Here is a 12364-nt window from a genome sequence, read left to right on the forward strand (position 1 = left end):
AGGGCACCATTCCAAGGGGGCGTATGCCGATGTTCGTCGGCGTCGTAGCAGGGGCGGCGGTGGCCGCCGTCCTCGTGCTGGTCGGTGTCTTCAAGTTGATGTGGCGGGTGGCCGAGCCCAACGAGGCACTCATCATCTCCGGTTCCACCCACCGGACCGAGGGGCTCGAAGCGGGGATGGGGTTCCGCATCGTCACGGGGCGCGGCACGCTGGTGCTGCCCGGCGTGCAGGCGGTGCGCAAGCTCTCGCTCGACCTGAACGAGACCGAGTTGCACGTGGACTGCGTGACCCACCAGGGCATTCCGCTCAAGGTGCGGGGCGTGGTCATCTTCAAGGTGGGCGACGACTTCGTGTCGATCGCCAACGCGGCACGCCGCTTCCTCGACCAGCAGAAGCTGATGTCGGAGCGGGTGCACAACGTCTTCGCCGGTCATCTGCGGTCCATCGTGGGCGGGTTGACGGTCGAGGACATGATCCGGGACCGGGAGAAGCTCACCGGTCAGACCCGGGCCGCCTGCGGCACGGAGATGGAGAAGCTCGGACTCATCGTCGACTCGTTGCAGATCCACGAGATCGAGGACCCGACCGGGTACATCCAGAACCTGGCGATGCCGCACGCCGCGGCCGTGCAGCGGGACGCGCGCATCGCGCAGGCGGAGGCGAACCGGCTCGCCACCGAGGCCGAGCAGCAGTCGTACGCGCGGATGGCGGAGGCCACCCGGGACAGCGAGATCCTCCAGGCCGGCTACCAGGCCGAACGCGACCACGCGGGGGCGAAGGCGCGGCAGGCCGGTCCGCTCGCCGACGCCGCCGCCCGGCAGGAGGTCGTCGTCCAGGAGACCCGGGTCGCGGAACTGGAGGCCGACCGCCGCGAGCAGCAGCTCCAGGCCGACATCCGCAAGCCCGCGGACGCCAGGGCCTACGAGAAGCGCACCCTGGCCGAGGCCGAGCGCGACGCGCGGATCTCGGCGGCCCAGGCCAAGGCGAAGGAGACGGAGCTGGCGGCCGCGGCCGAGGCGACCCGGGTGAAGGCGGCCGCCGGCGCCGAGGCCCAGGCGACCGAGGCGCGCGGTGCCGCGGCCGCCACCGCAACCCGGGTCACCGGCGAGGCCGAGGCCGCCTCGGCGCGGGCCAGGGGTCTGGCGGAGGCCGAGGCGGTCAAGGCCAAGGGTCTGGCCGAGGCGGACGCCATCAAGGCCCGGGCCGCCGCGCTCGCCGAGAACCAGGAGGCGGTCGTCGCCCAGCAACTCGCCGAGAACTGGCCGGAGATCGTCCGGGCCGGGGCGTCCGCCTTCGGCAACGTCGACAACATGGTGCTGCTCAACGGCGCCGACGGCATGGCCGAGTTGTTCGCCAAGGCACTCACGATGGGCGGCACCGGGCTGGGGCTCGCGCGTCAGCTGCTGGCCTCGATGAACCAGAACGGGCCCTCCGCGAACGGGACTTCGCCGCTCAACGGGATCACGGGCGCGCCGTCGCAGAAGGTGCCGGTGGAGGAGGGCTGACCGGCGGGGCGTACGGCGGTCGTCCGCCGTGCGCCCCCGTCCCGTACGGTACGGATCGTGACTGCGTCTACCGATGAGAACGTCCCGGGCCGCTACGGCCCCACCGCGACCACCGAGGCCGACCCCCGCGAGGTGGGGCGGGTACGGACCGAGTACGCGCCCGCGCACGACGGCGACCCGGACCCCGGTGAGATCGTGTGGACCTGGGTGCCCTTCGAGGAGAACGACGGCCGGGGCAAGGACCGTCCGGTGCTGGTCGTCGCCCGCGAGGCCGCGGGCACGGTGCTCGCCGTGCAGCTCTCCAGCAAGCGGCACGACGGCGACCGCGAGTGGGTGCCGATCGGCAGCGGGCCGTGGGACCGTACCGGACGCGACTCGTGGGTGGACGTCGACCGGGTCCTGCGGCTACACGAGGAGGGGATGCGCCGGGAGGCGTGCGCGCTGGACCGGATGCGCTTCAACCTCGTACGGCACCGGCTGGGCGAGCGCTACGGCTGGAGCTGACGCGGCCGACGCCGCTACGGCCGGAGCCGACCCGGCCGACGCACGGAGCGTCCCGGCGCGGGCCGGGCGCCCGGAGCGCCAGGGCCTGTCCGACAATCCCGTCCGCCCTTCGGGCGACGACGCGAATTGTCGGACGGGGCCTAGGCCGGGAACTCCGACACCGGGAAAGCCCGTTCGAAGGCGGCCTTGACCACCGTTCCCGGTGTGCGGTCCAGCACGCCGAACACCACCTGTCCGAAGGTCCCGGCGAACCGCCCGCCGGGTCCGAGCAGGTCCCGGAAGGCGCCCGCCACCTGCGCCGGATCGTTGCGGAACACCCCGCAGCCCCAGGCGCCCAGGACGAGTCGGCGATAGCCGTGCGCCGCGGCCGTCTCCAGCACCCGCCCGGCCCGTACGGCCAGCGCGCCCGGCAGTTCCGCCGCGCGCTCGGGGGCCGTGCGCAGCACCACGCCCGCGTTCGGCGCGGCCGCGGTCAGGAATCCGGCGGTGAAGGGCGTGTCCAGCAGGCGGCCCCGGTCGTCACGGAAGACGGGCACGGCCGGGGCGTGGATCACCCGGTCGGTGTAGAACGGGTCCCGGTGGGCGCGGTGGTGGTCGTAGAACTCGGGGGCCCGCAGCAGGCATGTGTACAGCGCGGAGCCGCGGCACAGGGCCTCCTCCTGCGCCTGGGCGCCGTTGAGGTAGCCGCCGCCCGGGTTGCGGGCGGAGGCGAAGTTCAGCACGGCGACCGGGCCGGTCAGCCGACCGGCGGCCTCCAGAGTGCTCCCTCCGGTCAGCCGACGGGCGGCCTCCAGGCTGCTCTCGCCGGTGACCTCGAAGAACGTATCCCCGGCGGGGGCCGGTGGCATCTGCACCGGTTCCGGCCCGAACATGCGTGTGCCCTCGCACGCGGCGGCGATCTCCGCGGCCAGGGACACCTCGCGGCCGCCGGGTGCGCGATAGGCCCCCTCGGCCACGATCCGCTCGGTGTCCCGGGCGATGCCGCGCAGGCGCGCGCTCACGGCGCGACCCCCGTGCGCGCCGTGCTCGCGGCCTGCGCGATCCCCCCTGGTGACTCCCCCGTCGTGCTCATGAACGCATCGTGAGCGATGCTGGTCCTGCGGTGCAACAGAGTTTCCCGGCCCCAGAAACATCCCGGGACACACGTAGGGCGTGCCCTATAAGTGCCGTTATGCACCCTTGTGCGATTCGACTCGACGGTCTTGGGTAGGACGAGCGCGTGCGCCGTCCCGCCACTCCCGGGACCGGCTGAACGGTGGAATCTCAGGAGGATCCTGACATGCCCGATTCAATAAGCGCCCATACGGAGGGCGACTGTACGTACACCCGCACCGCCCTCACCGAAGCCGAGGTGGAGGCCCTGGTCCGGGGAATCTGCTTCAAGACGGGACCGCCCCGCACCGTCGGGGTGGAAGTGGAATGGCTCGTCCACGAGCTGCGTATGCCGCAGCTCCCGGTCACACCCGAACGACTGCACGCCGCCTACGCCGCACTGCGGACCGTGCCCCTGAGGTCGGCGCTCACCACGGAGCCCGGCGGCCAGCTGGAACTGAGCTCGCCGCCCGCCGCCTCCCTGACGGAGTGCATCGGCATCGTCTCCGCCGATCTCGACACCGTCCGCGCGGTGCTCCGCGAGACCGGACTCCGCCTCCGCGGCATCGGCACCGATCCCTGGCACACACCCCGCCGTTTCCTGCGCGAGCCGCGCTACGACGCCATGGAGACCTGCCTGGACCGCTCGGGTCCGGCCGGCCGCGCCATGATGTGCACCTCCGCCTCCGTCCAGGTGTGTCTGGACGCGGGGTACGAGGAGCCGGGCACCCTCGGGCTCGGACGGCGCTGGTGGCTGGCGCACACCCTGGGCCCGGTCCTGGTGGCCGCGTTCGCGAACTCTCCGATGATCGCGGGCAGGCCCACCGGCTGGGTGTCCACCCGCCAGCTGATCTGGACCGACATCGGCGCGGGCCGGGCGGGCGCGCCGCCGCTGGAGGCCGGGCCGCGCGACGCCTGGGCCCGGCACGTCCTGGACGCGCCGGTGATGTGCGTACGCGAGGACACCGGCCCCTGGCACGTCCCGGACGGGCTGACCTTCCGGCAGTGGATCAGGTCGGGGACGCCGAGGCCGCCCACCCGGGAGGACCTCGACTACCACGTCACGACCCTGTTCCCGCCGGTCAGGCCACGCGGCCATCTGGAGCTGCGCATGATCGACGCGCAGCCCGGCGACGACGGGTGGATCGTGCCGCTCGCCGTGACCACGGCCCTCTTCGACGACCCGGAGGCCACCGAGACCGCCTACCGCTGTGTGAAACCCCTGGCCGAACGCGCCGCCGGCATGCCCGCGCCGCACAACCCGCTGTGGATGGACGCCGCCCGGTACGGGCTCGGCGATCCCGAACTGCACGAGGCGGCCATCGCCTGCTTCGCGGCGGCGCTGGACGCCCTGCCCCGGCTCGGTGCCACGACCGAGGTCACGAACGCCGTGGCGGCGTTCCTGAAGCGCTACGTCATCCCGGGCCGCTGTCCCGCCGACGACCTGCTCGACCGACTGCGCGGCACCACGGACCGTCGCGCGCACGGGAAGGACATCCGCACATGACCGAGCCCGCCCTCGACGCCGACACCCTGCGCGAACCCGTGCTCGGCGCCGAATCCCCGCGCGAGCCCGCATTCGACGCCGAGTCCCTCCGCGAGCGCGCGCTGACGTCGCTGGTCACCGCCCGCGAGCGCACGGCCCTGCTGACCGACTGCGTCGACGAGCCCGACCTCACCGCCCAGCACTCCCCGTTGATGTCACCGCTGGTGTGGGACCTCGCGCACATCGGCAACCAGGAGGAACTCTGGCTGCTGCGCACGGTGGCCGGCCGGGACGCCATGCGCCCCGAGATCGACAGCCTCTACGACGCCTTCGAGCATCCGCGCTCCGAACGGCCCACGCTGCCGCTGCTGCCGCCCGCCGAGGCCCGCGCCTACGCGGCCGAGGTGCGCGGCCGCGCCCTGGACGTGCTGGAGGGCGCCGCCTTCCACGGGACGCGGCTGACGGAGGCGGGCTTCGCCTTCGGAATGATCGCGCAGCACGAACAGCAGCACGACGAGACCATGCTGATCACCCATCAGCTGCGGACCGGACCACAGGTCCTGACCGCACCGGACCCCGAACCGGCCCCGCTGTTCGCGGGCCCGGCCGAAGTCCTGGTCCCCGGAGGCCCGTTCACCATGGGCACCTCGTCCGAGCCCTGGGCGCTGGACAACGAACGGCCCGCGCACCGGCGGGAGGTGGCCCCGTTCCACATCGACACCACGCCGGTGTCCAACGCCGCGTACCAGGCGTTCATCGAGGACGGCGGCTACGACACCGAGCGCTGGTGGGCGCCGGAGGGCTGGGCGCACATCCGCAAACACTCCATCACCGCCCCGCTGTTCTGGCACGGCGACGGCCGGGAGTGGCTGCGGCGCCGCTTCGGCGTCACCGAGGTGGTACCGCCCGACGAGCCGGTGCTGCACGTGAGCTGGTACGAGGCCGACGCCTACGCCCGCTGGGCCGGGCGACGGCTGCCCACCGAGGCCGAGTGGGAGAAGGCGGCCCGCCACGACCCCGCGGGCGACCGCTCGACGCGCTACCCCTGGGGCGACGCCGACCCGGCGCCGGAACACGCCAACCTGGGCCAGCGGCATCTGCGACCGGCCCCTGTCGGCAGCTACCCGGCGGGCGAGTCGCCGCTCGGCGTACGGCAGTTGATCGGTGACGTGTGGGAGTGGACGGCGAGCGACTTCCAGCCGTACCCAGGGTTCCGGGCGTTCCCGTACAAGGAGTACTCGGAGGTGTTCTTCGGCCCCGAGTACAAGGTGCTGCGCGGCGGTTCGTTCGCCGTGGACCCGGTCGCCTGCCGGGGCACGTTCCGCAACTGGGACTACCCGATCCGGCGGCAGATCTTCTCCGGGTTCCGCACCGCCCGTTCGGAGTCCGTCTGATGTGCCGCCACCTGGCCTATCTGGGACCCGCGCTGCCGCTGGGGCGGCTGCTGGTGGAGCCCGCGCACAGCCTGCACCGCCAGTCCTGGGCACCCCGGCACCAGCGCTACGGGACGGTCAACGCCGACGGTTTCGGCGTGGGCTGGTACGCGGCCGGGGACCCGGCGCCGGCCCGCTACCGGCGGGCCGGGCCGATCTGGGCCGACCTGTCCTTCGCCGACCTGGCCCGGGTGGTGCGCACCACCGCCCTGCTCGCCGCGGTCCGGGACGCGACCCTGGCGGGCGCCGACGCGGAGGCCGCCGCGGCTCCGTTCGCGGCGGGCCCCTGGCTGTTCAGCCACAACGGCGCCGTGGCCGGCTGGCCGCGCACCATGGCCGCGGCCGCCCGGACGCTGCCGCCGGAGGAACTGCTGTCGCTGGAGGCGCGCAACGACTCCGCGCTCGTCTGGGCCCTGGCCCTGCACCGGCTGCGCCGCGGCGACGAGCCGGGCCGCGCCCTCGCGGACACGGTCCTGGACGTGGCCGCCGCGGCCCCGCACTCCCGCCTCAACCTGCTGCTGACCGACGGCGAGACCATCGCCGCGACCGCCTGGGGGGACACCCTCTGGTACCTGGCCGAGTCCGGCCGCGCCGTCGTGGCCTCCGAGCCCTACGACGACGATCCGCACTGGCTTCAGGTCCCCGACCGCACGCTGCTCGTGGCGAGCCGTGCCGAGGTGCTGCTCACCCCGATCGGGGAGCCGAGCACCGAGGCGGTACCCGCACCCCTGAAGGAGCCCTGTTCGTGAGCCCGTTCCAGATCACCCGCACCCTTCCCGAGGACGCCACGGACGCCGCCCTGCGCGCGGACGTCCTGCTCGGCCTCACCGGCGACCCCAAGACCCTGCCGCCGAAGTGGTTCTACGACGCGCACGGCAGCGACCTGTTCGAGCAGATCACCGAACTGGACGAGTACTACCCCACCCGCGCCGAGCGCGAGATCCTGGCCGACCGGGCCGACGCGATCGCGACGGCGACCGGGGCCCGCACCCTGGTCGAACTCGGCTCCGGTTCCTCCGAGAAGACCCGCTATCTGATCGAGGCCCTCACCGGTCTGCGCGCCTACGTCCCGGTGGACGTCAGCGAGAGCGCCCTCACTCAGGCGGGTCAGGCGCTGGCGGCCGAGCGGCCGGGGCTCGACGTGCACGCCCTGATCGCCGACTTCACCGACACGATGAAGCTGCCGGACACACCCGGGCCCCGGCTGGTGGCGTTCCTCGGCGGCACGATCGGCAATCTGCTGCCCGCCGAACGCGCCACGTTCCTGGCGTCCGTACGGGCCCTGCTCTCGCCCGGGGACTCGCTGCTGCTCGGCACGGACCTGGTCAAGGACGAGAAGGTGCTGGTCCGGGCCTACGACGACGCGGCCGGGGTGACGGCCGCGTTCAACAAGAACGTGCTGGCCGTCGTCAACCGTGAACTGGGCGCCGACTTCGACCTCGACGCCTTCGACCACGTCGCCCTGTGGGACGCGGAGCAGGAGTGGATCGAGATGCGGCTGCGGGCGCGCACCGACCAGACCGTGAAGATCCCCGTGCTCGATCTCGCCGTGGACTTCAAGGCCGGCGAGGAGCTGCGCACCGAGGTGTCGGCGAAGTTCCGCAAGAACGGGGTGCGCGCGGAACTGGCCGCCGCGGGAATGGAGTTGGCGCACTGGTGGACGGACGCGGAGGGCCGCTTCGCGCTGTCGCTCAGCACCGCGCGCTGAGCGCGGACGCCATCTGAGCGGGTCCGCCGGCGCCCCTGGGCCCGGCGGACCCCCGGCGTGGGCACGGGTCCCCGACGCGAGTGCGGGCCCCCGCCGCCGGTGCGGGTGCGGAGCCCGACGCCTCGCGCTCCGGCGGCGCCTGGGGCACCGTGGAGACATACGTGACATACCGGTCACGGCGGAGAGGAGCACCCGCATGTCGAACCACACCTACCGGGTCACGGAGATCGTCGGCACCTCGCACGAGGGCATCGACCAGGCCGTCCGCAACGGCATCTCCCGCGCCTCGCAGACCCTGCGCAACCTGGACTGGTTCGAGGTGACCCAGGTCCGCGGCCAGATCGAGAACGGTGTGATCGAGCACTGGCAGGCCTGTCTGAAGGTCGGTTTCCGCATCGACGACGCGGACTGAGCCCTCCGCCGCGGACCGGTGCGCGCGGCTCCCCTCAGGTCCGCCCCTCCCGCTCCTGGGCCGCCCGGAGCGCTTCCGACCCGGCCGCCCAGCGCGCCCGGACGACGGTGAAACCCGCCCGCTCGGCGTCGTCGCACACGAGGTCGTCGTCGTCCACCAGGACGCTCACCTCCCGGGTGCGGGCCAGCCGCCGCAGGATCTCCAGTTTGGTGCGCCGGGCGGGCCGCCGGTCGTCGTTGCGCCGCATGTACACGCGCCCCTCGGGAAGCCCGTGCGCCGCGAGCCAGCCGAGGGTGTCGCGGCGGCAGCGTTCGGGCCGCCCGGTCAGGTAGACCACCTCGCACTCCTCGGCGCTCGCCACGGCCAGCGCCACGCCCTCGGCGATCGGCGTGTCCTGCGCCGCGGCCGCGAAGAAGGCGTCCCAGTCACGCGGCGTACGCTCCAGGAACCGCTGCCGGTGCCCGGTGTCGGCAAGGGTGTTGTCCAGATCGAACACGGCGAGCGGCCGTCCACTGCTGTCTGCCACGGCGCCACCTTAGACGCTGCCCGCTCCCCCGCCCCGGCCGGTCGCGCGCTGCGGGGAATCCCGCGGCGCGCGCGTTGTTGAACCGAACATGAGCTCCGCGATCGCCTCGGCCCGCTTCTCCGTCCTCGACCGCTCCCGCATCCGCCAGGGCCGAACGGCCGCGGAGGCGCTGCGCGACACCGTGGAGCTGGCCCGGCAGGCCGAGCGGCTCGGCTACCACCGCTTCTGGGTGTCGGAGCACCACGGGGTCCCCGGGGTGGCCGGTTCCGCGCCGACCGTGCTGGCCGCGGCCGTGGCCGGCGCGACGAGCACCATCAGGGTCGGCACCGGCGGGGTGATGCTGCCCAACCACCGGCCGCTGGTCGTGGCCGAGCAGTTCGGGGTGCTGGAGTCGCTCTTCCCCGGGCGCATCGACATGGGGCTGGGCCGCTCGGTGGGGTTCACCGACGGGGTGCGCAGGGCGCTCGGGCACGACAGGAGCGACGCCGAGGACTTCGCGGGCCTGATCGACGAACTCCTCGGCTGGTTCTCCGGCACGTCGCCGACGGGCGTGCACGCGCGCCCCGCGGAGGGTCTCGACGTACCGCCGTTCGTGCTGGCCATGGGCGAGGGCGCGGACATCGCGGCGCGCGCGGGCCTGCCGATGGTGATCGGCGACCTGCGCGACCGGGAGAAGATGCGGCGTGGCGTCGACCGCTACCGCGCGCGCTTCCGGCCCTCCCGCTGGTCGCCGGAGCCGTACGTCGTCGTGTCCGGCTCGATCGCGGTGGCTGCGACGGAGCGGGAGGCGCGGCGGCTGCTGGTGCCGGAGGCGTGGTCCATGGCGTACGCCCGTACCCACGGCAGCTTCCCGCCGCTGCCCCCGGCCGAGGCGGTCGAGGCCCGCACGATGACCGCCAAGGAGCGCGGCTTCCACGAGTCCGGGCTCGTCGGACACATCGCCGGCACCGAGGAGCAGGTCGCGCACGAGCTGGAGACGCTGCTGAAGGAGACGGGCGCGCAGGAGGTGCTCGTCACCACGAGCACCTACGACCGCGCGGCCCTGCTCGACTCCTACCGGCGGCTCGCCGCCGTCGTGACGGCCTCCTGAGCGCCGGGCGCCCGCGTCAGACCTCCGCCGGCTTGTCCGCCCGGATGGCGATCCCGCCGTCGTGCGCGTCCACCCGGGCCCGGTCGCCCGCGTTCAGCTCGCCCGACAGCAGCATGTCGGCCAGCCGGTCGTCGACCTCGCGCTGGATGGTGCGGCGCAGCGGACGGGCGCCGAAGTCGGGCTGGTAGCCGAGGTTCGCCAGCAGGTCGGCGGCCGCGTCGGTGACCTCCAGGCCGACGTCCTGGGCGGCCAGCCGGCGCCGGGTGTGCTCCAGCAGCAGGTCGACGATCTCGCGCAGCTGGCTGCGGACCAGGCCGCGGAAGACGATGATCTCGTCGATGCGGTTGAGGAACTCCGGCCGGAAGTACTGGTGGAGCACCGGCATGACCGTCTCGCGGACCTTGGCGTAGTCCTCCACGCCGGCGGCCAGGATGCGGTCGGCGCCGATGTTGGACGTCATGATGACGACGGTGTTCTTGAAGTCGACCGTGCGGCCCTGGGAGTCGGTCAGCCGCCCGTCGTCGAGCAGTTGCAGCAGCGTGTTGAAGACGTCGGGGTGCGCCTTCTCCACCTCGTCCAGCAGCAGCACGGTGTACGGCTGCCTGCGCACCGCCTCGGTGAGCTGGCCGGCCTCGTCGTGGCCGACGTATCCGGGCGGGGCGCCGACCAGCCGGGAGACGGTGTGCCGCTCCTGGAACTCGCTCATGTCCAGGCGGATCATGCGGTGCTCGTCGCCGAACAGCGCGGCGGCCAGGGCGCGGGCGAGCTCGGTCTTGCCTACGCCGGTGGGACCGAGGAAGAGGAAACTGCCGACGGGGCGGTTGGGGTCGCTCATCCCGGCCCGTGCTCGGCGCACGGCACGGGAGATGGCCGTGATGGCCTCGTCCTGGCCGACGACCCGCTCGTGGAGGTGCTCCTCCAGCTTCATCAGCCGCTCGCGCTCCTCCTCGGTGAGCTGGGCGACCGGGATGCCGGTGGTGCGGGACACGACCTCGGCGATGTCCTCGGCGGTGACCTTGGGGGTCTGCTCCTCGGCCTGGCCCACCTCGGCGAGCCGGCCCTCCGCCTCCTTGATCCGGTCGCGGAGCTCCTTGGCCCGCTCGTACTCCTCGTCGGCGACGGCCTGGTCCTTCTCCCGGTTCAGCGCGGCGATGTCGTCCTCAATCTCGCGGGTGTCGGCGAGCGGGGTCTTGGCGCGCAGCCGCACCCGGGCGGCGGCCTGGTCCATCAGGTCGATGGCCTTGTCGGGCAGGAACCGGGAGGTGATGTAGCGGTCGGACAGCTCGGCCGCGGCGACCACCGCCTCGTCGGTGATGCGGACCTGGTGGTGGGCCTCGTAGCGGTCGCGCAGTCCGCGCAGGATCTCGATGGTGTCGTCGACGGACGGTTCGCCCACCAGGATCGGGGCGAAGCGCCGCTCCAGGGCGGCGTCCTTCTCGATGTGCTTGCGGTACTCGTCGACCGTGGTGGCGCCGATCAGGTGCAGCTCGCCGCGGGCCAGGGCGGGCTTGAGCATGTTGCCCGCGTCCATGGCGCCCTCGCCGCCACCGCCCGCGCCGACGACGGTGTGCATCTCGTCCAGGAACAGCACCAGGCCGTCGCCGTGCTCGCTCACCTCGTCGAGCAGCTTCTTCAGCCGCTCCTCGAACTCGCCGCGGTACTTGGTGCCGGCGACCATCCCGGCGAGGTCGAGGGAGACGAGCCGCTTGCCCGCGAGGGTCTTCGGCACGTCGTCGGCCACGATGCGCTGGGCGATGCCCTCGACGATGGCGGTCTTGCCGACGCCGGGGTCGCCGATGAGGACGGGGTTGTTCTTGCTGCGCCGGGAGAGCACCTCGATGGTCTGCTCGACCTCGTCGTCGCGTCCGATCACCGGGTCGAGGCGCCCGGCCCGCGCGTCCTCCGTGAGGTCGCGGCCGAACTCGTCGATCGTCGGTGTGCTGCTGGGCCCCTTGGCCCGTTCGCCCATGGTCTCGGTGGGCATCCGGGTCGGCTCCCAGCCGGTGTCGGCGAGGGCCCGTCCGGCCGTCGACTCGGGGTTGGCGGCCAGGGCGCGCAGCAGGTGTTCGGGGCCGATGTAGGAGGAGTCCTCGGCGCGGGAGATCTGGTACGCGTCCAGCAGGGCCCGCTTGGCCGCAGGGGTGAGGGTGGTGGGCGCGGCCTTCTCGGCGTGACCCTCGCCGATGCCGAGCCGCTCCCTGATCCGGTCGGGGTCCGCGCCCGCCTCCGCGATCAGGCGGCGGGTCGAGTGGTGCGTGGTGGCCGCGGCCAGCAGGTGCCTGGCGTCGAGCTCCTCGCTGCCCTCGGCGGCGGCCAGGTCCCTGGCCTCGGCGACGAGTTCACGGGCCCGTTCGGACAGCAGGCTGCCGATGTCGAGCGCCTGCACCCGGCGCGCCTGCGGGGGCTGCGCCTGGCCGCCGAAGAACCGGGACATCAGCTCGTCGAACCCCTCGAAGGGACCGCGTCCGAAACCGAAACCTGGAGTAGTCATCCTTGCGGGCCTTCCCTGCGCAGCCGACAGCCATCCGAGACTCCCAAATTGCCACAATTCGGGCAACCCTGCATGCTCGCTGGTCAGGCAAACCCCGCCCACCCCCTCGCCCCGCAT

At 73.1% G+C, this 12364-nt stretch carries 11 protein-coding genes; 8 read left to right on the plus strand and 3 right to left on the minus strand.

Going from position 1 to position 12364, the window contains the following annotated elements; all coding sequences use genetic code 11:
* Positions 1-23 precede the first annotated feature (23 nt).
* Both FNH09_RS25740 and FNH09_RS25745 read left to right on the plus strand, forming a co-directional pair.
* Complete coding sequence (locus FNH09_RS25740) at positions 24-1505, plus strand: flotillin family protein (RefSeq protein ID WP_152892033.1); 1482 nt, start codon at positions 24-26, stop codon at positions 1503-1505.
* A 57-nt stretch (positions 1506-1562) separates the two neighbouring features.
* Positions 1563-2009, plus strand: a complete 447-nt coding sequence (locus FNH09_RS25745; protein WP_162469087.1) for a type II toxin-antitoxin system PemK/MazF family toxin — start codon at positions 1563-1565, stop codon at positions 2007-2009.
* A gap of 140 nt (positions 2010-2149) precedes the next feature.
* Here FNH09_RS25745 and FNH09_RS25750 read toward each other — a convergent pair whose 3' ends face one another.
* The gene (locus FNH09_RS25750; RefSeq protein ID WP_162469088.1) at positions 2150-3010 is read right to left on the minus strand and encodes a TIGR02452 family protein; all 861 of its coding nucleotides are present in this window, start codon (positions 3008-3010) and stop codon (positions 2150-2152) included.
* 278 nt (positions 3011-3288) lie between these two features.
* On the opposite strand from FNH09_RS25750, the gene egtA reads away from it, so the two are divergent.
* From egtA to FNH09_RS25775, 5 genes are all read left to right on the plus strand, one after another.
* The gene (egtA, locus tag FNH09_RS25755) at positions 3289-4608 is read left to right on the plus strand and encodes an ergothioneine biosynthesis glutamate--cysteine ligase EgtA (RefSeq protein WP_152892037.1); all 1320 of its coding nucleotides are present in this window, start codon (positions 3289-3291) and stop codon (positions 4606-4608) included.
* Positions 4605-5981, plus strand: coding sequence for an ergothioneine biosynthesis protein EgtB (gene egtB / locus FNH09_RS25760; RefSeq protein ID WP_238427100.1), 1377 nt, complete (start codon positions 4605-4607; stop codon positions 5979-5981). Before egtA ends, egtB begins: the two co-directional genes overlap by 4 nt.
* Complete coding sequence (gene egtC, locus FNH09_RS25765; RefSeq protein WP_152892039.1) at positions 5981-6769, plus strand: ergothioneine biosynthesis protein EgtC; 789 nt, start codon at positions 5981-5983, stop codon at positions 6767-6769. The genes egtB and egtC overlap by 1 nt, the downstream gene beginning before the upstream one ends.
* Entirely contained in the window at positions 6766-7728 is a 963-nt protein-coding gene (egtD, locus tag FNH09_RS25770; protein ID WP_162469089.1) for an L-histidine N(alpha)-methyltransferase, read from the plus strand. The genes egtC and egtD overlap by 4 nt, the downstream gene beginning before the upstream one ends.
* Positions 7729-7924: 196 nt before the next feature.
* Positions 7925-8140, plus strand: a complete 216-nt coding sequence (locus FNH09_RS25775; protein ID WP_152892041.1) for a dodecin — start codon at positions 7925-7927, stop codon at positions 8138-8140.
* Positions 8141-8174: 34 nt separating this feature from the next.
* Here the strand turns inward: FNH09_RS25775 and FNH09_RS25780 are convergent, their stop codons facing one another.
* Positions 8175-8666: a phosphatase domain-containing protein gene (locus tag FNH09_RS25780; RefSeq protein ID WP_162469090.1), complete on the minus strand. Its 492-nt coding sequence runs from the start codon at positions 8664-8666 to the stop codon at positions 8175-8177.
* 88 nt (positions 8667-8754) lie between these two features.
* Between FNH09_RS25780 and FNH09_RS25785 the strand changes: the two genes are divergently transcribed.
* Entirely contained in the window at positions 8755-9756 is a 1002-nt protein-coding gene (locus tag FNH09_RS25785; RefSeq protein ID WP_152892043.1) for an LLM class flavin-dependent oxidoreductase, read from the plus strand.
* 16 nt (positions 9757-9772) lie between these two features.
* Here FNH09_RS25785 and FNH09_RS25790 read toward each other — a convergent pair whose 3' ends face one another.
* Positions 9773-12247 carry an ATP-dependent Clp protease ATP-binding subunit gene (locus FNH09_RS25790; RefSeq protein WP_152892045.1) on the minus strand — a complete coding sequence of 825 codons (2475 nt, stop codon included), beginning with the start codon at positions 12245-12247 and terminating at the stop codon, positions 9773-9775.
* Positions 12248-12364 lie beyond the last annotated feature (117 nt).

The sequence above is a fragment of the Streptomyces adustus genome (assembly GCF_009377175.1).
GTDB lineage: Bacteria > Actinomycetota > Actinomycetes > Streptomycetales > Streptomycetaceae > Streptomyces > Streptomyces adustus.